We start from the raw sequence: 20,009 nt of genomic DNA on the forward strand, positions 1-20,009 counted from the left end.
CTCTAGCGTATGCTCTATCTACGTAAGTAGCTATGAAAAGTATAGTTTTTGAACGGAGCCGCTATTTACTTGGGCAGGCTGGGCACACCCACAAAATCGTCTAGCGACAGGCCTTTTTCTTTCAGCAAGGCTTCCAGCAGTGGCTGGAGTTTGCCCAGGCTCTCGGCCACGGTTTCGCGCACGGTGTCCACCACCACCTGGGTGCTGCGCTCGATCTCGATGTTGACTGTGTCGCCCGCCTGGATGTGGCCAAAGGTGGTGGCGCGGCGGGTTTCGGGGATCAGCCAGACCTCGAACCAACCCTCTTGGCGGTTGACTTCCGAGACGGTGAGGCTGGCACCGTTAATGGCGATGTAACCCTTGGTGAAGATGTATTTGCGAAACGCTTCGGGAATCGCGAAGCGCAGCTTGCAATTGGTATCGGTGAGCAGTACGTCGATGAGGGTGGTGCAGAAATCCACGTGGCCGGACAGCGGGTGGCCACCGATTTCGGCCCCTTCCTTGGCGGCCCGCTCCACGTTGACCTCACTGCCTGGTGCGTAGCGGCCCAAGGTAGTGATGTTCAGGCTTTGCAGCATCACGTCGAATGCGGCGGCGGTAGGCGACACGAGTTCAGTGACGGTAAGGCACACACCGTCGACCGACACGCTGGCACCGATGACCAGATCCTGGCAAAAGCCGGGGGGAAACACGAGGTTGAAACTGCGCATGCCGTCGCGGTCTTGCAGGGCTTTGACGGTGGCGGTGGCTTGGATGATTCCAGTAAACATGGTGCGGTGCCGTGGGCAAAACCGCCATTGTCCGCTAGCTGGGGGATGGCGAGGTTCTGGGTATAAAAAGTGCTTCTAGCGTATGTTGTACCTGCACAAGTGGCTATGGATATGGAAGCAAATGGAAAAATTCGCCGCAGGGTTGCGTTCAGGCCGGTATCGGCGTAATGCGGTACACGCAGCGCCGGGCATCGGCCAGCAGGTGCTGCTCGCGCACCACGCGGGCACCGGGCCCGGCCACTTCCTGGAACAAAAGCAGCTCAGACCGGCAAAACCCCTGGCAACTGCGGGCCGCCGCGCAGATGGGGCAGTGGTCTTCGACCAGCAGCCAGTCGGCGCCGTCGGGCTCGGCGCGCGCCATGTAGCCCTCGGCGGTGCGCACAGCGGCCAGTTGCTCCAGCCGCTGTGGCAGCGTGGGGGCGGTGCAGGCCTGGGCATAGACCGCGCGGGCATCGGTTTCGCGCTGGGTGATCAGGCGCTCCAGCCCGTCCTCGCCAAACAACTGGCGGATGGAGCCGATGAGCTGCACCGTCAGCTGCGCGTGGGTGTCCGGGAAGCGCCCATAGCCTGCCTCGGTCAGCACCCAGTTCTGGCGCGGGCGGCCCGCACCGGAGACCGCTTCAAGCTGGCCTTCGACCAAGCCCGCAGCCACCAGCTTCTGCACCTGCTGGCGGGCGGCTTCACCGGTCATCTCCAGGGCCTGCGCCAGGGCGGTGGTAGAGGCCGGGCCCTTGGTTTTGATGAAGAACAGGATGCGGTCGGCCGTCGGCAGGGCTGGGTTATCAAAGATTTCACTTGTGTAATTCATGGGGTGGAATTAATATCCAAGAAATTAGTTGGATAATAGCCCCATCCCCCCACGTTGTCGAGAGCCGCCTATGCCTACACCCCTGACTGTGACTGCCCCCTGGCGTGATTTGCTGCGGGGCCAGAACGGCCTGCGGGCCCTGGCCCTGACCGGCGGCGTGGCGTTGCATGCCATCAACGTGCACATCGTGACCACGGTGCTGCCGTCGGTGGTGGCGGATATTGGCGGGCTGGACTGGTATGCCTGGAACACCACGCTGTTTGTGGTGGCGTCCATTGTGGGTGCGGCGCTGTCGGTGCGATTGCTGGCGGTGTGGGGGCCCCGCGGGGCTTGCATGGCGGCGTTGGCGTTGTTTGCCGCGGGGTCGGCGGGCTGCGCCTTGGCTGCGTCCATGCCCTGGGTGCTGGCCAGCCGCAGTGTGCAGGGCTTTGGCGGCGGCATGCTGGCGGCGCTGAGCTATGCGCTGATACGCGTGGTGTTTGCGCCACCGCTGTGGCCGCGTGCCGTGGCGCTGGTGTCGGGCATGTGGGGTGTGGCCACGTTGTGCGGCCCGGCGGTGGGCGGGCTGTTTGCCCAGGGCGGGCACTGGCGCTGGGCGTTCTGGACCCTGCTGCCGGTGGCTTTGCTGCAAGCGGTATTGGTGGCGGTGCAGTTGCGACCCACCCGTGTGGCGGCCCCTGGTGCGGGCTCGGTACCCCGCATTCCGATGGTGCAGATTGCGTTGCTGGTGGCTTCGGTCTTGGCGGTGGCGGCGGGGAGCTTGTCGGCCCAACTGGCCTTGCAGGCGCTGGGCGTGTCGGTTGGGCTGGCCCTGGGGGCGGCTGCCATTGCCTGGGAGCGGCGTGCCCCGTCGCGCCAGCTGCCTAGCTTGTTGCCGACGGGGGGCACCGCGCCGGGCACGCCGCTGGGGGCGGTGTATGCCTGCCTGGCCTTGCTGCTGGTGGGCACCACGACCGAAATTTTTGTGCCGTACTTTTTGCAGACGCTGCAGGGTTTGGCACCGTTGACGGCGGGCTACCTGACGGCGGCAATGGCGGGCGGCTGGAGCCTGGGCTCGGTGCTGTCGTCCGGCCACAGCGGTACCCGCGCCACGGCCTTGCTGCGGGCAGGGCCGCTGCTGTGCGCGGCCAGCTTGCTGGCGTTGGCGGTGCTGGTACCTGTGGACCTGGGCCTGCCCGCAGCGGTGCACACCGCACTGTGCGCGGTGGCGCTGGCGGGTGTGGGTGCCGGGGTGGGCATCGGCTGGCCGCACCTGCTGACGCGGGTGTTGACGCTGGCCCCGCCGGGCGAGGAGGGCGTGGTCTCGGCCGCCATCACCACGGTGCAGCTTTACGGCATGGCGCTGGGCGCCGCTGCCGCTGGGCTGGTGGTGAATGCGGCGGGCCTGACCTATCCTGGCGGCAGTGCCGGGGCCGCGTCGGCTGCGGCGTGGTTGTTTGCCAGTTTTGCGCTGGCCCCGCTGCTGGCAGGGTGGTTAGTGCACTGCATGGCCCGGCCCCGTGCGGTGGCAGCGGAGGTGACCAGGCCCGCGTGGCAGGGAAAACGGAGCTGATCCAACTGCCAGGTTGACCCGCAGACCGGCAACCGCTTTACACCTGATTTTTATAAAAAAAGTGCCTATAGCGTATATTCTGCCTACACAAGTAGCTATAGATACAGGAGCAACCGGATGGGCCGTTGTGGCAGGCGGTGGTAGATTCTGGGCCGCTTTCCGCTGGGTAGTCGTAAACTTGGCCTTTGCGCAACTTCCACCGCTCTTTTCTCTCCCTGTCAACCGATACACCCATGAACTCGCCCAATCTGCCCGGACTCCCCCAAGCCGCTGAACCGTCTGCTGCCGATGCCATTGCCGATGCGCTGGACAAACACAAGCAGGTGGCCGAAGAGATCAAAGAAGTAGCCGAAGAACTGGGTGTGGTGCACGCCGTGCTGGACACCCAAATTCTCGGTGATGCAAACCACGAAGACGTGGGCGAAGCCGTGGCCCGCACCGACGCGCTGGAAAAGCGCTTGAATGAATCGGCCAAAGTGCTGGAAGACGCGACCGAGGCGCTGGAGCAGGAGGTCAAGGCCCTGCAAGCAGGCCAAGGTTCTTAGACCTGCGGTAGATAAGACGGCAGCAGCTTTGCGGCATGCTGCAGCAGTTCAAACTCTGCATCTGAGATGGTCAACTCCTGCACATCGAAGTGGCACAAGGTGCCCCACAGTTCGCCAGCGCTGCCCAGCACGGGCACGCCGTGGTAGCAGACCACGACACCCTGGTAGGGGTGGCCGTCCAGGCGGGGGGTCGCTGGCGGAGTTGGTGGTTTGAAAAACGCCGTCGCCCAAAACAAACTGGCAAAAGCTGGTGGCTAAAGGTACTTCGGCCAGAAACTCGGGGCAGATTTCGCCCAACTTGTCACACAGCAGCACATTGCGCAACATGCCGCCGTCGAGCCGGTATACCGCTGTGAAGCGGTGCGCCACGCCTGCGTTCAGGTGGTGGATGGCGGCTTCCGCGCCCTGGATTTCGAGTAAGGAGGTGAAGGCCGCGAGGCTTCTGGAGGTATGCATGGTGCTAGGGGGTAAGGGGCTTGCAATCTGGGGGCTCAGCGGGAGGGTGCACTGTTTATGCCAGTTGCGGTACATATTCTAGATATTTTGTATTAAAAGTGCCTCTAGCGCATGATCCATATACGCTAGTAGCTATCAATACAGTAGCGGTGGCGTGCAAGCTTAAAACGCTGCCGCACAGTCCCAGTGCCGTGCCACGCCGGTCGCCGGGTGTTGCAACGCCAGGCTGCTGGCGTGCAGCAGCAAGCGCCCCGCCATGGCCTGCACCGTGGCCGGGGCATACAGCGCGTCGCCCAGGATGGGGTGGCCAATGGCGGCCAAGTGCACGCGCAGTTGGTGCGATCGACCGGTGACGGGTTCCAGCTCCAGCCGGGTGCTGCCGTCCATCGTCTCCAGCACGCGCCAGCGGGTGCAACTGGGTTTGCCATGCTCCCAGTCGATTTTGCGCAGCGGGCGGTTTGGCCAGTCCACCAGGATGGGCAGGTCGATCTGGCCGTGCTCCCCATCGGGTCGGCCCGCCACCACGGCGGTGTAGCGCTTGGCCACCTCACGGCCCGCGAAGGCGGCGTTGAGCAGGCGCTGCATGGCAATGCCGCGCGCCATGACGATCAGGCCAGAGGTGGACATGTCCAGCCGGTGCACCACCAGCGCGTCGGGGTAAGCCCGTTGGGCGCGGGCGCTCAGGCAATCTTGTTTGTCATCCCCCCGGCCGGGCACCGAGAGCAGGCCGCTGGGCTTGTTGAATACGAGGATGTGCGCGTCGGCGTAGAGGGTGTCCAGGCCCGCAGGCTCAGAGGTTTCCACGGCGTTGTTCGCGCTGCATGAATAAGAAAAGGCCTTCGACTTTCTCGCGTGCCCAGGAGGTTTTGCGCAGGAACTTCAGGCTGGAGGCGATGCTGGGGTCGCTGGTGAAGCAGCGGATGTTGATCTGCTGGCCCAAGCTTTCCCAGCCGTAGGCAGTAACCAGTTCGGTCAGGATGGATTCCAGGGTCAGGCCATGCAGGGGATTGCGGGCTTGCTTTTCTGGCGGGGTGGGGGTGGGGATATCAGGGGTATCGGTGGTCATGCGGCGGCGTTGTCCAGAATCAGGCGCTGCACGGTAGCACAGAGTTCTTCCACATCGTTGGGTTTGTGGATCAGGGCTTTGACACCTTCGGCGATGGCGCTTTGCTCGATCTCGGCGGTGATGTAGCCCGAGGCCAGGGCCACGGGCAGGTCGGGGCGGATGCGCTGGGCTTCGCGCACCAAGTCCACGCCGCAGTAGCCGGGCATGTTGAAGTCGGTGACCAGCAGGTCGTAGGCCCCGGCGTTGGCGCGCAATTCGGCGGCGGCCTTGTTGGGATCAGAGAAGCCGCTGACCCGAAAGCCGCGTCGGCGCAACAGCCGCTCGACCAGAAACACCAGGGCATGGTCGTCGTCCACATACATCACGTGCTTGCCCAGCACCTGTTCGCTGGCAGCGGGGGCGGGCTCGGGCTCGGACGGATGCGCGGCTATCAGGGCGGCGAAATCGGAGTCGGTAACCGGCTCCATCGCCGGGAAGTACAGGGTGAAGCGGCTGCCCAGGGAGGGGGCGCTTTGCACGTCGACTGCACCCGCATGGCTGCGCATCACGCCGTGCACCACGGCCAGGCCCAGGCCGGTGCCCTGGCCGACTTCCTTGGTGGTAAAGAAGGGCTCAAAGATGCGCAGCAGGGTTTCGCCGTCCATGCCCTTGCCGCTGTCGAGCACAGTGAGCATGGCGTAGTGGCCGGGGGCGATGCTGAGGCGGTCGCATAGCCGCAGGTCGGGTTCCACGCCCGATAGCTCGATGCTGACCACACCGCGCTGGTCGCCGTGGGCCTGGATGGCGTTGGTGCACAGGTTGAGCACGGCCTGCTGGACCTGCACCGCGTCGGCCATCACCACTGGGGTGTCGGGGTCGATATGCAGGTGCAGTTCCACCGCCGGGGGCAGGGTGACGCGCAGCAGGCGCTCGGTTTCGCTGACCAGTTCGGCCAGGGCCACCGGGGCGCGGCGCGGGGCTTCGTTGCGGCTGAAGGTCAGAATCTGGCGCACCAGGTCGCGGGCGCGGCGACCGGCTTTTTCGATCTCGTGCAGGCTGACCTGGGCGGGCGAGTTGGGGCCCGCGTCTTCCTTGGCCAGCTCCACATTGCCCAGGATGGCGCTGAGGATGTTGTTGAAGTCGTGCGCGATACCACCGGCCATGGTGCCCACGGCCTGCATTTTTTGCGATTCGCGCAGCTGGGCTTCGAGCACGCTGCGCTGCACTTCGGCGCGCTTGCGGCTGGTCAGGTCGCGGGCGAAGACGGTGGTGGTCTCGCCGCTGGGGTGGCGTTCGAACGACACGCTGACTTCGACCGACAGGCGTTTGCCGCTGGCCGTCAGCGCGGTCATTTCGCCCAAAAACGCCTGGGTGGAGATCTGGTTCAGCGCCAGTGCGTGCCCGGCTTCGGGGAAGAATCGCGTCAGCAGGCTGCCCAGGGCCTGCGAGGGCGGGCACTGGAACAGCACTGCCGCCGTGGGATTGAAGACGGTGATGTACTGGTCTTTGTCGACGCAGATGATGGCATCCAGCGCCGAGTTGATGATGGCCTCGAGTCGGCTTTCGCTGGAACGCAGTTGCTCGTTGCGCTGGCGCAGAGCCGATGCGCTGAGCTGCAGGGCGCGGCGTTCGGCCAGCAGCGGGCCCTGGTCCACCACGGCGCAGATGTACTGGGCGATGGCATCGGACGCGCTGTCGAGCCGGGCGATGTGCAAGTCGCCCGACATCGCGCCGTCCTGCCCGATGCTGAACACCACCTCGGTGGCTTCGCAGTGGCCGTCCACCCGCGCTTCACGGAAGGCCTGGCGGACTTGCTCGGTGCAGCCGGGGCTCACAAAAGGCATCAGGAAGTGCAGGGGCCGGTCGCTTTCGGAGGGCTGGAACAGGCGCTGCGCCATGGCATTGCTTTGCACCACCATGTCGTGGTCGTCCACCACCATCAGGGCCAGCGGCACGCTGGAGAACAGGGTTTCAAAGCGCTCGGATGCGGCCTCGGACGCGGCCTGGCTGTAGCGCAGCACCTTGTTCTGGCTCTCCAGTTCGGCCTGGCGGTTGCGCAGGTCCTGGATCAGCTGGTGGACCGGGTAGGCCGGTTGCAGGCTGTCGGGGGCCGGACTGATAACGGCGCTGGACACCAATGCGGGAGAGGAGGGCTTGCGCATGGAGGCTGTGGGTGCGGCTGAGAAATGGATAAGTGCCCGGCACTACAGCAAAGGGCAGGCCATGGGCCTTGCACACCGTTGCGGCGTAAGCCAAGTGTCTTATGGGTGAATAAACGTAACAGTTTACGGGTTGACGCTGCATCTGTCTCATCTGTGTACTAGTCTGCATATTTGACAAAATATTTTGTGAACGAGTTACGATAGCCAGCCTGTAGTGCATACACACAAAAATTAGTTTTCCCATCTATGCCATCCGCATTCAGTCCCGTACTCCTTTATTCCATCCTGGTGAATGCCGTGGTCGGTCTGACCATGGGCGCGGCCTTGTTGTTGGTGTGGCGAGGACACCGGTCGCAGCTGTTCACCCGCGATCTGGGGGTTGCACAGTTGGCGCAGGCGCTGGTGCCTATGGGCTACTTGATGAGCCAGTGGGTGGGAGATGAATGGACCGTGCCCGGCATGGTTTTGGCCGTATTTGGGCAAATTGGCAGCATTGCGCTGATGTTGAGCGGTAGCCGCCGCTTGTCTGGCTGGGTTTTTTCGACGCTGGAGTGGGTGGTTTTTTCGGGTTTGCTGCTGCTGGCCGGTTTATGGGCGGTGCTGTTCAGCGACCCATCCATTACGGTCTGGGTCAGCCCGTCTTTAATGATTTTGGCGGGCGTGGTGGTTACACGTGGTTTGCGCGGGGGCCTGTTTACCGACCGCCTGGTAGGCCCTTTGATGGTGCTGCTGGGGCTGAATCAGCTGTGTTTTGCCTTTTGGGGCCAGGCGGGGTTGTTGTTCCAGTCGAATGCGGGTGCGGTATTGCGGCTGCTGTTGGGCCTGACGTTGGTCTATGCCACCCTGGACCGCTCGATGCTGGAGTCGGACAACCTGCGCAAGCGCTTTCAGCAACTGGTGGAGCGCTCGCACCAGGGCATTTTGGTGCTGGTGGAGCAGCGTGTGCGGTACGCGAACTCGGCGCTGTTGGGCTTGTACGGCTTTGGGCGGCGGGAACAGGTGACCTTGTCCGACCTGCTACAAGGTGTGCGACGCGAAGAAGTCGCGCAGTTGCAGCTGCGCTACCAGCAGATCGAAAGCGGCACCGTGGACGAGCTGCAATGGGAAGGGCTGCGGCACCGCAAGGACGGCTCGTCGGTGTGGCTGCGCTTCTCGGGCTGGCGCACGCAGTGGGGCGACGCGCAGGCGATCCAGATTCTGGTCACCGACCAAACCGACCACCACGATGTCACCCAGGCATTGCTCTACCAGGCGACGCACGATGAGCTGACCGGTCTGCCCAACCGCAGCGCCTTGCTGCAGCGCCTGCGCCAGTGCTGCGTGGTTGTGCCGGACCGGCCCAGCTTTGGGTTGGTGCTGCTGGGGGTGGACCGCTTCAAGCTGTTCAACGAAGCCCATGGCCATTCGCTGGGCGACGAAGTGCTCAAGGCCCTGGCGATTGCGGTGGAGCGGGAACTGGGTGAGGACTGTGAGCTGATGCGCCTGGGGGCCGATGAATTTGCTTTTCTGGCCCGGCCCTACCACGACAGAGACAGTGCTGCGGCCATGGCGCGTCGGGTGCAGCAGTTGCTGTTGCGACCGCTGGTGCTGCCGCAGCGCAACTTTTTTATCGACGTGTCCATGGGCATCGCGCTGTACCCCAAGGATGCCCAGGATGCCGAGTCTTTGCTGCGTGCGGCCAACGCCGCCATGCACGCCGCCAAGCGTACGCCCGGTACCTCGGTGGCGCTGGCCGAGGCCCGGTTTGAACGCGGCTCCAGCGACGTGTTCGAGCAGGAACAGGCCTTGCGCGCGGGCATCGAGCAGTGTGAATTCAGCCTGTACTACCAGCCCAAGGTCGACGCGCGGACCGGGCAGTTGGCCAGCTTTGAGGCCTTGGCGCGCTGGCACCGCCCCGGAGTGGGCTGGGTCAGCCCGGTGGAGTTCATTGCCGTGGCCGAGCGCACTGGTTTGATCGCCGACCTGGGTTTGCTGTTGCTGAGCCTGGCCTGCGAGCAAGTCGCCCTGTGGCGGCAGCGGTTTACCAAGGTGGTACCGGTGGCGGTGAACGTGTCGCCCCTGCAAATGCTGGATGGCGGCTTTCCGGAGCTGGTGGAGCAACTGCTGCTGCAACACCGGCTGCCGGCGCATGCGATCACTCTGGAAATTACCGAAAGTGCGGCAGTAGCCAACCTAGACCAGGCGCGCAAGCAGATCCGGCAACTGCGCAACCTGGGTATTGCCGTGGGACTGGACGACTTTGGCACCGGATTTTCGTCGCTGAACATGCTGCGCAGCCTGCCGCTGCAGTCCGTCAAGATCGACCGGGGCTTGATCGAACCCCTGCCCGCCGCCGATGCCACCGCCGTGGTGCAGGCGATCTGCCAACTGGCCGTGGCCTTGCGGCTGGATGTGGTGGCCGAAGGCATAGAAACACCCGCCCAAGCCAACATTGCCCGGCTGGCGGGCTGCCATGAACTGCAAGGGGATTTGTTTGCCAAGCCGCTCACACCGGAAGAAGCTGCGCAGTGGCTGCTGAATGCACCGGTGGCTGTATTTCTAGAGGCATAAAAAAAGCCGCATCAGATGCGGCTTTTTTGAGGGGGTAGCGGTTATTTCTTCAACTTGCCGCGAACCGGCACCACGGTGGTGATGGTGGGGCGCACTGCATCGGTAGAAATGGGCTTGGGAGGCGAAGTGTCCTTCTTGGGCTTCTTCGATTCCTTGTTGGTTTTTTGCTCGCCTTTGGCCATGATTTTCTCCAGTCAATTAAGAGGTTTCTATGGCCTTGAGCTTATCAGTTCATAGCCGGTTTTGAGCTTTGGCGAGGCAAAGTTTATGGCCTCTTTTTTTACGCCAGCTTCTGCAGCAAAGCGTGCGCTGCCGCTTCGGATGACGCGGGGTTTTGCCCGGTGACCAGCAAGCCGTCGGTTACCACGTACGACTGCCAATCTGCGCCTTTGGAGTAAATGCCGCCGTTGGCGATCAGCATGTCTTCGACCAGGAAGGGCACGATGTCGGTCAGGCCCACGGCGTCTTCTTCGCTATTGGTAAAGCCGGTGACTGACTTGCCGCGCACGATGGATTGGCCATCGGTGCCCTTGGCATGGCGCAGCACACCGGGTGCATGGCACACGGCGGCCACCGGTTTGCCAGCGGCCAGCAGAGTTTCAATCAGCGCAATCGAGGTGGCATCTTCGGCCAGATCCCACAGCGGGCCGTGGCCACCGGGGTAGAACACGGCATCGAAGTCGGCTGCAGACACGCCTGCCAGCACCCGGGTATCGGCCAGCAGTGCCTGGGCGGCGGGGTCGGCCTTGAAGCGCAGGGTGGCCGCGGTTTGCGAACCTGGGTCGTCACTCTTGGGGTCCAGCGGCGGCTGGCCGCCGAGGGGTGAGGCCAGGGTGATGCTGACACCGGCATCTTTGAAGACGTAGTAGGGCGCGGCGAATTCTTCCAGCCAGAAGCCGGTTGTGGCACCGGTGTTGCCGAGTTGGTCGTGCGATGTAAGCACCATGAGGATTTTGGACATGGGGTTTCCTGGTGGGTTGAAAAAAATTACAGAGCGGCTTGCAGCACGCGGCGGCTGACTTCAGGCGTGATGTCGCCGTGTTCGCCCAGGCGCGTCATGCCGTGTTCGGTAAGCTGGGCTATCAGTACGTCGATGGCCTCTGCGCCCAGCCCGTAGGCCGACAAGCGGGTGGGGATGCCCATGCGCTCAAAGAAGTCGCGGGTGGCCACGATGGTGGCGGTGATGCGCTCGTCTTCGTTGCCGGTGCGGATGCCCCAGACGCGGTCGCCGTACTGCAACAGCTTGGCGTGTTTTTGCACCCGGCGCTCGTCCAGCATGGCGGGTAGCACGATGGCCAAGGTGCGGGCGTGGTCGATGTTGTGCAGGGCGGTGAGTTCGTGGCCCACCATGTGGGTGGCCCAGTCTTGCGGCACGCCCGAGCCGATCAGCCCGTTCAGCGCCAGGGTAGCGGCCCAGACCAGATTCGCACGATCGTCGTACACCGGCTCGGGCGCGGTCAGCAGGCGTGGGCCCACGTCGATGAGGGTTTGCAGAATGCCTTCGGCAAAGCGGTCTTGCAGCGGTGCGTTGACCGGGTACGTCAGGTACTGCTCCACGGTGTGCACGAATGCGTCCACCACGCCGTTGGCTAACTGCTGCGGCGGCAGGGTGTAGGTTTTGGTAGGGTCGAGCACCGAGAACTGTGGGTACACGTGCTGGCTGCGGAAGGGCAGCTTGGCACCGATGTCGCGCCGGGTGATCACGCCGCCCTTGTTCATTTCAGAGCCGGTAGCGGGCAGGGTCAGCACCGTGCCAAAGGGCAGGGCGCGACGGATGTTGGCACCACCTTTGAGCAAAATGTCCCAGGCATCGCCTTCAAACAAGGCCGCTGCGGCAATGAACTTGGCTGCGTCGATCACCGAGCCGCCACCCACCGCCAACAAAAAGTCAAAGCCGCCTTCGCGCACTTGGTGCACGGCCTGCATGGCGGTGTCGAAGCTGGGGTTGGGTTCGATGCCGGTGAAAGTGGCGTGGGCGCGGCTGCCGAGGGCTTGGCGCACTTCGGCCAGGGTGCCGGTTTTTTCGGCACTGGAGCCGCCCACCAGAATCAGCACCTTGGCGGCAGCGGGCACCAGCGTGGCGAGGTCGGCAATGCGGTCTTTGCCAAAGACGATGTGGGTGGGGTTGTGGAAGTCAAAGTTGTTCATGGGGTTCCTTGTGGTGTTTAAAAGTAGACCGGTCGGCTAGTATTTTTATAAAAATGATAGCTGCTAGTGCAGATCAGGCGGGCGTGGAGTCGAGTATTTGCTGGGTAGCCCGCATGGCGGGCTCAAATGGCGAGTTATCGCGCCGCAGCTTGGAGAGCAGGCTGGCACCCAGCCAGAGTTGGTACAAAGTCAATGCCGTGGCTGGTGCCGGTAAGTGGGCAGGGACGGACCCGTCAGCATGGCCATCTTCCAGGCACTGGGCAATGCGCTGCACGATCTGGTCGGTACCGTCGCGCAAGGTCAGGCGCATGGCCTCAGAGATATCGGCCACCTCGGCGCTGAGTTTGACGACTAGGCATTTGGTACTGGTAGTGGCGGGGTTGCCCGTACCGCCCACGGTATCGCAACTAGTGGCGCATTGGGTGCTGTTCCAGTGCTGCCAATAGCGCATCAGCCGCACACGGCCGGTCTCGCCGTCGGGGCGAAACATCGCGTCCAGTCCTTGCACGTAGCGCTCCATGTAGCGCACCAACAGGGCTTCGCCAAAGCGCTCTTTGGAGCTGAAGTAGTGGTAGAACGAGCCCTTGGGCACACCTGCCACGGCCAGAATCTCTGCCAGGCCTACGCCAACAAAGCCCTTGGTGGCGATCAGGCGTTCGCCACAGTCGAGGATGTGGTGTTTGGCGGTAGGGGCTTCATTCAGCATGGATGTATTGTAGCTGTAGTAGACCAGTCGTCTAGTGATTTGCTGTGTAAGGCCCTTGGTTGCAGCGGGCTTTTATTTCAGTAGTGCGGAGGCAGGTCGTCGGCGGCGTTGCGCGGGCCGTCCTGGCCATCGGTACTGCGCTGCTGTAAGCGGGTCACTTCGCGCACCAGCAGGTCGATTTGCTGCTGCTGGCGGATGACCACCAGGTCGAGTTGCTCCAGCAGGTCTTCGGTAAAGCTGGCTTTGATTTCCAGGTCGGTCAGGCGTTGGTCAATGGTGTCATGCATGCCCGTATTGGACACTACCGCACCGCCTACAAAACGGCGTACCGGCCCGGCTTGTGGTTGACCCAGATAAACAGGTTCATCACCACCGCGCCCAGCACCGAATAGCCCACGCGGGCCGGTTCGATCACCGTCAGCGCCAGCAGCACGATGGTGCAGTCAATGGCCATCTGCACCTTGCCCGCGCGCCAGCCGTAGGTCTTTTGCAAGTACAAAGTAACGATGGTGGCCCCGCCCAGGCTGGCACGGTGGCGGGCCAGAAACAGGCAGCCTGAGCCCAACAGCAGCCCGCCCAGCACGGCGGCGTAGGCCGGGTGCAGGCGTTCGATGGCAAACAGCTTGGGCGACCACTCCATCATGGCCGACAGCATGCTGATGGCGATGAAAGTCTTGAAGGTGAACTCGCGCCCCATACGTGTCCAGGCGAACCAGTAAAACGGCAGGTTGATCACAAAGAATAGCTTGCCCAGCGTGATGCCCGTGGCATAAAACAGCAAAAACGCAGCCCCCGCCGTGCCGCCCGTCATCAGGCCCGCCTGGGCAAACAAGATCAGCGCCAGCGACACAAACAGCGTGCCGGTAAAAATGGCCTGTGCGTCTTCAAACGCGGTGTGGAGGTGTACGGAGGATTCAGCCATGGCCAGTTCCCCAGCAGGAACTGTGCCGCACTAGATTTGTTTTTGCAGAAACACGGCATGCCCGGCGGATGCGACCAGCTGGTAACCCACAAACCCAAAGCGCGCATAGCTGGCCTGGGCCTGGGCATTGCCCGTTAGCACCTCCAGCGTCAGCTTGCAGCAGCCCCGCTCCAGCGCGTGTTGCTGCACCGCCGCCAGCAACGCCTGGCCCACGCCCCGGCCCCGGTGTGCCGGGTGTACCGCCATGTCGTGGATGTTCAGCAGCGGCTGGGCCTTGAAGGTCGAATAGCCCTCAAAACAATTGGCAAGCCCGATCGGCTCGTCTCCCTGCCAGGCGATGAAGCTGGCCGCGTGCGGGCGCAATGCCAAGTCGGCGCACAGGCGTTCGCGGGTGTCGTCGCTGAGCGGCGTGGCACCACCCATGGGGTCCTGGGCATACAGGTCCAGCAGGTGGACCAGGGCGGCTGCATCGGTCGGGTTGCTGTAATCCACGCGGCGGACGTGCAAGTCCATCAGGCGTAATCCGCCACCGGCACGCAGCTGCAAAACAGATTCCGGTCGCCAAACACGTTGTCCACCCGACCCACGGGCGGCCAGTATTTGGACTGCTTCAGGCTGGCCAGCGGGAACGCGCCCACCTCACGGGCGTACGGGCGGTCCCACTCGGCTGCCATCAGGCTGGCGGCGGTGTGGGGGGCGTGCTTCAGCGGGTTGTTGTCTTGCGGCCAGCTGCCGTTTTCAATCTGGCGGATCTCGTCGCGGATGGCGACCATGGCGAAAATGAAGCGGTCCAGCTCGGCCAGGGTTTCGCTCTCGGTGGGCTCCACCATCAGGGTACCGGGCACGGGGAAGCTCAACGTGGGTGCGTGGAAGCCGTAGTCGGCCAGGCGCTTGGCCACGTCTTCGGCGGTCACGCCACAGCTGTCTTTGATGGGGCGCAGGTCCAGGATGCATTCGTGCGCCACATGGCCGTTGGCGCTGGCGTACAGGGTGGGGTAGTGCGGGGCCAGCTTGGTGCTGACGTAGTTGGCGGCCAGGATGGCGGCTTCGGTGGCGTGCTGCAGGCCTTCGGCACCCATCATGCGGCAGTACATCCAGCTGATGGGCAGCACAGATGCATTGCCCAAGGGCGCGGCGCTGATGGCACCGATGCCGTGCTGGGTGTCGCCCGCCGTGGCGTGGCCGGGCAGGTAGGGGATCAGGTCGGCCACCACACAGACGGGGCCGACACCGGGGCCGCCGCCGCCGTGCGGGATGCAGAAGGTTTTGTGCAGGTTCAGGTGGCTCACGTCGCCGCCAAATTCGCCCGGCGCGGCCACGCCGACTAGGGCGTTCATGTTGGCACCGTCCACATAGACCCGGCCACCATGGCTGTGCACCAGGGCGCAGAGTTCTTTCACCTGGGTTTCGAACACGCCGTGGGTGCTGGGGTAGGTGATCATGACCACGGCCAGGTCCTGGCTGTGCTCTTCGCACTTGGCTTGCAGGTCGGCCATGTCCACGTTGCCGTTGGCATCGCAGGCGGTGACCACCACTTTGAGCCCGGCCATTTGGGCGCTGGCGGGGTTGGTGCCGTGGGCGCTGCTGGGGATCAGGCAGATGTTGCGCTGGCTCTGGCCGTGGTCGTCAAAGTAGGCCTTGATGGCCAGCAGACCGGCGTATTCGCCCTGGCTGCCCGCGTTGGGCTGCAGGCTGATACCTGCGTAGCCGGTGGCCTGGCAAAGCCAATCGCGCAATTGTGCGTCCAGCTCGGTGTAGCCCAGGCGCTGGTCGGCGGGGGCGAAAGGGTGGATGTTGGCAAATTCGGGCCAGGTGACCGGGGCCATCTCGCTGGTGGCGTTGAGCTTCATGGTGCAACTGCCCAGCGGGATCATGCTGCGGTCCAGTGCCAGATCTTTGTCGCTGAGGTGCCGGATGTAGCGCAGCATACCGGTCTCAGAGTGGTGGGTGTTGAACACCGGGTGCGTCAGGAAAGCGCTGCTGCGGCGCAGCTCGGCAGGGATCAGCGAGTCCACGCTGTCTTCCAGCTCGCCCAGGCGCGGCATGGGCTCGCCGGGCTTGACGAAGAACGACCAGAGCATTTCGATGTCGCCCCGGGTGGTGGTTTCGTCCAGCGAGATGCCGAGGTGGTTTTTTAAGCGAAAACGCAGGTTAGCGCAGGCGTTATGTGCGCGAGTAGCTATTAAATCGCTAGCGTCGTCGGTTTTGACGGTGAGCGAGTCAAACGCATGCGTGTTGACGATCTCGTAGCCCATTTGCTGCAGGCCGCGCGCCAGGATGGCGGTGAAGCGGGCCACGCGCTGGGCGATGCGGGTCAGGCCCTGGGGGCCGTGGTACACGGCGTACATGCTGGCCAGCACGGCGGGCAGCACCTGTGCGGTGCAGATGTTGGAGGTGGCTTTTTCGCGGCGGATGTGCTGCTCGCGGGTTTGCAGGGCCAGGCGGTAGGCCGGGTTGCCGTGGGCATCCACGCTCACGCCCACCAGGCGGCCGGGCAGGGATCGCTTGAAGGCATCGCGACACGCCATGTAGGCGGCGTGCGGGCCACCATTGCCCATGGCAACGCCGAAGCGCTGGGTACTGCCGATGACGATGTCGGCATCCCACTCGCCGGGCGGCACCAGCAGGGTCAGCGCTAGCAGGTCGGCGGCCACGCACACGGCGGCACCGCAGGCATGGGCCACGCCCACCAGCGGGCGCAGGTCGTGCAGCATGCCGTTGGTGGCCGGGTACTGGGCCAGCACGCCAAAGAAGTCGCCGCTGGCCATGAGCTGGGGCAGGGTGGCCAGCGCGGAGCTGACCTTGACTTCGATACCTAGCGGCTTGGCGCGGGTCTGGATGACTTCAATCGTCTGCGGATGGCAGTCGCCCGCCACGATAAAGATATTACTTTTGCTTTTCACGCTGCGCTTGGCCAGGGTCATGGCCTCGGCGGCGGCGGTGGCTTCGTCCAGCATGGAGGCATTAGCGATGGGCATGCCTGTCAGGTCGCAGACCATGGTCTGGAAGTTGATCAGTGCCTCCATGCGGCCCTGCGAAATTTCGGCCTGGTAGGGCGTGTAGGCCGTGTACCAGGCGGGGTTTTCCAGGATGTTGCGCAGGATCACGCCGGGCGTGTGGGTGTCGTAGTAGCCCTGGCCGATGAAGCTTTTGAATACCTTGTTTTTGGACGCGATGGCTTTCAGTTCGGCCAGCGCCGCCGCCTCGGTCACGGGCGTGGGCAGCACCATGGGCGTGCTGCGCGCAATCGAGCGCGGCACGATGCCGTCAATCAGGTCCCGGCGCGAACTGGAGCCAATCACGCCCAACATCAGGGTTTCGTCGGCAGCGTCAATACCGATGTGGCGGGCGATGAATTCGGCGGAGTTTTCGAGTTCGTGCAGGGAGGTCATGGCGAGGCGCTTGGGTTGGGGTGAAGGTGGGAGCGGCTCAGGCAAGCGGTACATGACTTTTCCAGAAACACCGCAGAACTGGTGTTGCCCCCTGCATGTCGTATCGGTTTTTCAAACCAATACGAGGGGGGTTGGCGAAAGACGCGCAGCGCTGTAGCCTGGGGGTATTAGTTACTGGAACTAAAGGCGGTATAGGCGGCTTCGTCGAGCAGCGCCGCAATTTGCGATGCATCCGACAGCTTGACTTTGAAGAACCAGCCTGCGCCCAGCGGGTCGGTGTTGGCCAGGGCCGGGTCGGCGCGCAGGGCTTCGTTCACCTCGGTGATTTCACCGGAAACAGGCATGTACACGTCGGCGGCGGCTTTCACCGACTCGACCACGCCGGCTACGTCTTTCTGGGCGAAGCTGGTGCCCACCGCGGGCAGGTCGACAAACACCACGTCACCCAGCGCGTCCTGCGCGTGGTGGGTGATGCCCACGGTGGCGGTGTCGCCCTCGATGTTCAGCCATTCGTGGTCTTCGGTGTATTTGATGCTCATGGGGTTGCTCCTGTAAAAAGGGATTTAGCCGCGGAAATAGCGGTTGGGTGTGAAAGGCATGGATACGACTTCCATCGGCACGATTTTGCCTCGCACAACGGCGTTCACGCGGGTGCCGATGGCATTGAATTCCGGGACCACGTAGGCCATGGCAATTGGCTTGTCCACCGTGGGGCCGAGCAGGCCGCTGGTGACTTCGCCGATGGGGTTGCCCGCGGTGTCTTGCAGGGCGGTGTGCTCGCGCACGGGGATGCGCTCCAGGGCGACAAGTCCTACACGTTTTCGGGTCGTAGCGCTACTGCCACCTGCGATGGTAGCTAGTATTTTTGTAGCGCCTGGAAATCCGCCTGCACGCGCACCACCGGTACGCCGCACTTTTTGGATGGCCCAGTTCAGGCCCGCTTCTACCGGCGTGGTGGTGGTGTCCAGGTCGTTGCCGTACAGGCACAACCCGGCTTCCAGCCGCAGCGAATTGCGTGCGCCCAGGCCGATGGGCTTGACTTCGGGCTGGGCCAGCAGTGCGCGGGCCAGAGCTTCGGCTTGGCTGCTGTGAACCGATATTTCAAAGCCGTCTTCGCCGGTGTAGCCGCTGCGCGTCAAGAAGCAGGGGATGCCCGCCACATCGAAGTGGCCGCCGGTCATAAAGACCAATTTTTCTACACCGGGTGCGAGGCGCGAGAGGGCATTTACGGCCTGCGGGCCTTGCAGCGCCAGCAGTGCCAACTCCGGCAGGGGAATGACCTGGCAGCGCTGGCCAATCTTGGCCTGGATGTGGGCGATGTCGGCCACTTTGCAGGCCCCGTTGACGATGACGAAGATGTCGTCGGCGCGCTTGAAGAACATCAGGTCGTCCAGGATGCCGCCTTCGTCGTTCAGCAGCAGGCCGTAGCGCTGCTTGCCCACTGGCAGATCGACCACGTCCACCGGAATCAGTGTTTCAAAGGCGGCGGCTGCGTCCGGGCCGACCAGGCGCAACTGGCCCATGTGGGATACGTCGAACAGACCGGCTGCCGTGCGGGTGTGGTGGTGCTCGGCCATCAGGCCTGCAGGGTACTGCACCGGCATGCTGTAGCCCGCAAACGGGACCATGCGGGCACCTAGTTCAAGGTGCAGGGCGTTGAGTGGCGTAAGCAACAGATCGGACATGGCGTTCTTTCGGAATGAAAGTGGGGGACACACAAAAAATCATGGCCATTGTGGCCATGTGTGGTCCCCGCTGTCCGCTTTACCTGAGCGATTCGCCGGGCGGGCTTGGGCGGTGGTGCCAAGCCGACTGCGGGTTGCGCCTTCGGTGAATCCGCTCCAGGGCGGATTTCTCTCCAGGGGGGTGACGTTCGATGAAAAACGTTTGTCAGTCCTTTTGCCTGAGCGTTCAGACCCACGTAGCGGGGTCCTGCGCCTTCGGCGGTTTTCGCGGGGAAAACTCTCTCCTGACCGGTGGATTCTACTGAATAGCGTGGGCCCAGTCTGGCGAGGCTTGTGGGCCTCGTATCCATGAGTTGTTACCAAGGGCTACCGTAAATTGAGCTTTTAAATGAACCTAGCTAAAAGCAATTTGCGCCAAATACCGGGCCAAAACCAAGGTATTTACTATTGTGGTTTTTATCTAAATATAGTGGGAAATCAAAAATAAATGGAGCTTAGCAAGGTTTGCTGAACGGTAAAAGTGAGATTTTGGGAAAAAATTAGGCTTAATTTAAATTTGAATGCGTAAATCCACACAAAAATACACAAAAATACGGAAAAATCTACACACAAAATGAATACTTTTGTGTATTTTTTGTAACAAAATAAATAGTAATGTATTTAATTAAATTTATTAGTTACTATTTGAAGAGAAAAATAAGCCGCTGAAGTCGAAAAAATGAGGAGGGAGACCTGTGAAGTCACATATTCAAAATAACGGTGGGATACGCTTTTTTTCTAAAAAGTTGTCACCAGTGCTTGGCGTGCATGCTCTTTGCCTATTCTTGATGGCATTAACAGGCACAGCCCCTGTTGCAGCCAGTGTGTTGTTCGAAACCTACCGTGGAACTGTGCGGGTGCCCGTACTCCCCGCACCCTCGTACGTCAACAACGGGGGCACCGATGCCCAGGTATTGCAAAACCTCAAAAATATCTCGGCTAATCCTGCCAACGCCATTACGACTGGTGCCGTAGGCAATATCAACTATCTGCAGAGCTCGCTTACCCTGTGTGATCAGGATCTTGACCCAGCAAACAACGGTCCGGCGTGCCAGCAAGGGCTGCAGGGGATGGCTTTATACACCATGGTGACCTTGCCCTCGAAAAACGTATCCCTTGCTGAGTGTTTAAATTCACGCAAGGAGAACGGAAATGACGAAGACGGCGAGAGCGCGATACACGCTCGAATTCAAGCAAGAAGCAGTGCGACTGGTCGAGGGAGGTCAGAG

20 protein-coding genes and 2 riboswitches are annotated in these 20,009 nt (G+C 62.6%); of the genes, 4 read left to right on the plus strand and 16 right to left on the minus strand.

Annotation, left to right across the window (positions count from 1 at the left end):
- Positions 1–65 precede the first annotated feature (65 nt).
- Both Q0T48_RS11620 and Q0T48_RS11625 read right to left on the minus strand, forming a co-directional pair.
- Entirely contained in the window at positions 66–770 is a 705-nt protein-coding gene (locus tag Q0T48_RS11620) for a riboflavin synthase subunit alpha (RefSeq protein ID WP_295956470.1), read from the minus strand.
- A gap of 148 nt (positions 771–918) precedes the next feature.
- Positions 919–1,578 carry a MarR family transcriptional regulator gene (locus Q0T48_RS11625; RefSeq protein WP_295956473.1) on the minus strand — a complete coding sequence of 220 codons (660 nt, stop codon included), beginning with the start codon at positions 1,576–1,578 and terminating at the stop codon, positions 919–921.
- Between the two features lie 70 nt (positions 1,579–1,648).
- On the opposite strand from Q0T48_RS11625, the gene Q0T48_RS11630 reads away from it, so the two are divergent.
- Entirely contained in the window at positions 1,649–3,130 is a 1,482-nt protein-coding gene (locus tag Q0T48_RS11630; RefSeq protein ID WP_295956477.1) for an MFS transporter, read from the plus strand.
- Between the two features lie 233 nt (positions 3,131–3,363).
- Positions 3,364–3,675: a hypothetical protein gene (locus tag Q0T48_RS11635; protein WP_295956479.1), complete on the plus strand. Its 312-nt coding sequence runs from the start codon at positions 3,364–3,366 to the stop codon at positions 3,673–3,675.
- On the opposite strand, the gene Q0T48_RS11640 is transcribed toward Q0T48_RS11635, so the two are convergent.
- The 4 genes from Q0T48_RS11640 to Q0T48_RS11655 form a co-directional block, all read right to left on the minus strand.
- Positions 3,672–3,911, minus strand: a complete 240-nt coding sequence (locus Q0T48_RS11640) for a hypothetical protein (RefSeq protein ID WP_295956481.1) — start codon at positions 3,909–3,911, stop codon at positions 3,672–3,674. The genes Q0T48_RS11635 and Q0T48_RS11640 overlap by 4 nt on opposite strands.
- Before the next feature lie 382 nt (positions 3,912–4,293).
- Positions 4,294–4,935 carry a pseudouridine synthase gene (locus tag Q0T48_RS11645; protein WP_295956483.1) on the minus strand — a complete coding sequence of 214 codons (642 nt, stop codon included), beginning with the start codon at positions 4,933–4,935 and terminating at the stop codon, positions 4,294–4,296.
- Positions 4,922–5,197, minus strand: a complete 276-nt coding sequence (locus Q0T48_RS11650; protein ID WP_295956485.1) for a VF530 family protein — start codon at positions 5,195–5,197, stop codon at positions 4,922–4,924. The genes Q0T48_RS11645 and Q0T48_RS11650 overlap by 14 nt, the downstream gene beginning before the upstream one ends.
- Positions 5,194–7,338, minus strand: coding sequence for an ATP-binding protein (locus Q0T48_RS11655; RefSeq protein ID WP_295956487.1), 2,145 nt, complete (start codon positions 7,336–7,338; stop codon positions 5,194–5,196). The genes Q0T48_RS11650 and Q0T48_RS11655 overlap by 4 nt, the downstream gene beginning before the upstream one ends.
- A 246-nt stretch (positions 7,339–7,584) precedes the next feature.
- On the opposite strand from Q0T48_RS11655, the gene Q0T48_RS11660 reads away from it, so the two are divergent.
- A complete protein-coding gene (locus Q0T48_RS11660) occupies positions 7,585–9,888 on the plus strand; it encodes a bifunctional diguanylate cyclase/phosphodiesterase (RefSeq protein WP_295956489.1) in 2,304 nt (767 codons plus the stop codon).
- 41 nt (positions 9,889–9,929) lie between these two features.
- On the opposite strand, the gene Q0T48_RS11665 is transcribed toward Q0T48_RS11660, so the two are convergent.
- The 10 genes from Q0T48_RS11665 to gcvT form a co-directional block, all read right to left on the minus strand.
- A complete protein-coding gene (locus Q0T48_RS11665; RefSeq protein WP_295956492.1) occupies positions 9,930–10,070 on the minus strand; it encodes a hypothetical protein in 141 nt (46 codons plus the stop codon).
- Positions 10,071–10,168: 98 nt separating this feature from the next.
- The gene (locus Q0T48_RS11670; RefSeq protein WP_295956494.1) at positions 10,169–10,849 is read right to left on the minus strand and encodes a type 1 glutamine amidotransferase domain-containing protein; all 681 of its coding nucleotides are present in this window, start codon (positions 10,847–10,849) and stop codon (positions 10,169–10,171) included.
- 26 nt (positions 10,850–10,875) lie between these two features.
- Positions 10,876–12,036, minus strand: a complete 1,161-nt coding sequence (locus Q0T48_RS11675) for an iron-containing alcohol dehydrogenase (RefSeq protein WP_295956496.1) — start codon at positions 12,034–12,036, stop codon at positions 10,876–10,878.
- 73 nt (positions 12,037–12,109) lie between these two features.
- Positions 12,110–12,742, minus strand: a complete 633-nt coding sequence (locus tag Q0T48_RS11680) for a TetR/AcrR family transcriptional regulator (protein ID WP_295956498.1) — start codon at positions 12,740–12,742, stop codon at positions 12,110–12,112.
- A gap of 77 nt (positions 12,743–12,819) precedes the next feature.
- Positions 12,820–13,029 carry a SlyX family protein gene (locus Q0T48_RS11685; protein ID WP_295956501.1) on the minus strand — a complete coding sequence of 70 codons (210 nt, stop codon included), beginning with the start codon at positions 13,027–13,029 and terminating at the stop codon, positions 12,820–12,822.
- A 26-nt stretch (positions 13,030–13,055) separates the two neighbouring features.
- On the minus strand, positions 13,056–13,664 hold the full coding sequence (locus tag Q0T48_RS11690) for a YitT family protein (protein ID WP_295956503.1): 609 nt from the start codon (positions 13,662–13,664) through the stop codon (positions 13,056–13,058).
- 30 nt (positions 13,665–13,694) lie between these two features.
- Positions 13,695–14,177: a GNAT family N-acetyltransferase gene (locus tag Q0T48_RS11695; RefSeq protein WP_295956505.1), complete on the minus strand. Its 483-nt coding sequence runs from the start codon at positions 14,175–14,177 to the stop codon at positions 13,695–13,697.
- Positions 14,177–17,056, minus strand: a complete 2,880-nt coding sequence (gene gcvP / locus Q0T48_RS11700) for an aminomethyl-transferring glycine dehydrogenase (protein ID WP_295956507.1) — start codon at positions 17,054–17,056, stop codon at positions 14,177–14,179. Before gcvP ends, Q0T48_RS11695 begins: the two co-directional genes overlap by 1 nt.
- A 167-nt stretch (positions 17,057–17,223) precedes the next feature.
- Complete coding sequence (gene gcvH, locus Q0T48_RS11705; RefSeq protein ID WP_295956509.1) at positions 17,224–17,595, minus strand: glycine cleavage system protein GcvH; 372 nt, start codon at positions 17,593–17,595, stop codon at positions 17,224–17,226.
- 24 nt (positions 17,596–17,619) lie between these two features.
- Positions 17,620–18,741, minus strand: coding sequence for a glycine cleavage system aminomethyltransferase GcvT (gene gcvT, locus Q0T48_RS11710; RefSeq protein ID WP_295956511.1), 1,122 nt, complete (start codon positions 18,739–18,741; stop codon positions 17,620–17,622).
- Between the two features lie 60 nt (positions 18,742–18,801).
- Positions 18,802–18,928: riboswitch (glycine riboswitch) on the minus strand.
- 9 nt (positions 18,929–18,937) lie between these two features.
- Positions 18,938–19,038, minus strand: a riboswitch (glycine riboswitch).
- A 437-nt stretch (positions 19,039–19,475) separates the two neighbouring features.
- On the opposite strand from gcvT, the gene Q0T48_RS11715 reads away from it, so the two are divergent.
- Positions 19,476–20,009 (plus strand): hypothetical protein (locus Q0T48_RS11715; RefSeq protein WP_295956513.1); only part of this gene is annotated, 534 nt, incomplete at its 3' end.

Origin of the sequence: Rhodoferax sp. (genome assembly GCF_025354435.1) — a bacterium.
GTDB lineage: Bacteria > Pseudomonadota > Gammaproteobacteria > Burkholderiales > Burkholderiaceae_C > Rhodoferax_B.

Excerpts from the sequence above, each read along its gene's own strand:
- Q0T48_RS11620 (WP_295956470.1), bottom strand. The coding sequence starts at position 770 with ATGTTTACTGGAATCATCCAAGCCACCGCCACCGTCAAAGCCCTGCAA.
- Q0T48_RS11625 (WP_295956473.1), bottom strand. The coding sequence starts at position 1,578 with ATGAATTACACAAGTGAAATCTTTGATAACCCAGCCCTGCCGACGGCC.
- Q0T48_RS11630 (WP_295956477.1), top strand. The coding sequence starts at position 1,649 with ATGCCTACACCCCTGACTGTGACTGCCCCCTGGCGTGATTTGCTGCGG.
- Q0T48_RS11635 (WP_295956479.1), top strand. The coding sequence starts at position 3,364 with ATGAACTCGCCCAATCTGCCCGGACTCCCCCAAGCCGCTGAACCGTCT.
- Q0T48_RS11650 (WP_295956485.1), bottom strand. The coding sequence starts at position 5,197 with ATGACCACCGATACCCCTGATATCCCCACCCCCACCCCGCCAGAAAAG.
- Q0T48_RS11655 (WP_295956487.1), bottom strand. The coding sequence starts at position 7,338 with ATGCGCAAGCCCTCCTCTCCCGCATTGGTGTCCAGCGCCGTTATCAGT.
- Q0T48_RS11660 (WP_295956489.1), top strand. The coding sequence starts at position 7,585 with ATGCCATCCGCATTCAGTCCCGTACTCCTTTATTCCATCCTGGTGAAT.
- Q0T48_RS11665 (WP_295956492.1), bottom strand. The coding sequence starts at position 10,070 with ATGGCCAAAGGCGAGCAAAAAACCAACAAGGAATCGAAGAAGCCCAAG.
- Q0T48_RS11670 (WP_295956494.1), bottom strand. The coding sequence starts at position 10,849 with ATGTCCAAAATCCTCATGGTGCTTACATCGCACGACCAACTCGGCAAC.
- Q0T48_RS11675 (WP_295956496.1), bottom strand. The coding sequence starts at position 12,036 with ATGAACAACTTTGACTTCCACAACCCCACCCACATCGTCTTTGGCAAA.
- Q0T48_RS11680 (WP_295956498.1), bottom strand. The coding sequence starts at position 12,742 with ATGCTGAATGAAGCCCCTACCGCCAAACACCACATCCTCGACTGTGGC.
- Q0T48_RS11685 (WP_295956501.1), bottom strand. The coding sequence starts at position 13,029 with ATGCATGACACCATTGACCAACGCCTGACCGACCTGGAAATCAAAGCC.
- Q0T48_RS11690 (WP_295956503.1), bottom strand. The coding sequence starts at position 13,664 with ATGGCTGAATCCTCCGTACACCTCCACACCGCGTTTGAAGACGCACAG.
- Q0T48_RS11695 (WP_295956505.1), bottom strand. The coding sequence starts at position 14,177 with ATGGACTTGCACGTCCGCCGCGTGGATTACAGCAACCCGACCGATGCA.
- gcvP (WP_295956507.1), bottom strand. The coding sequence starts at position 17,056 with ATGACCTCCCTGCACGAACTCGAAAACTCCGCCGAATTCATCGCCCGC.
- gcvH (WP_295956509.1), bottom strand. The coding sequence starts at position 17,595 with ATGAGCATCAAATACACCGAAGACCACGAATGGCTGAACATCGAGGGC.
- gcvT (WP_295956511.1), bottom strand. The coding sequence starts at position 18,741 with ATGTCCGATCTGTTGCTTACGCCACTCAACGCCCTGCACCTTGAACTA.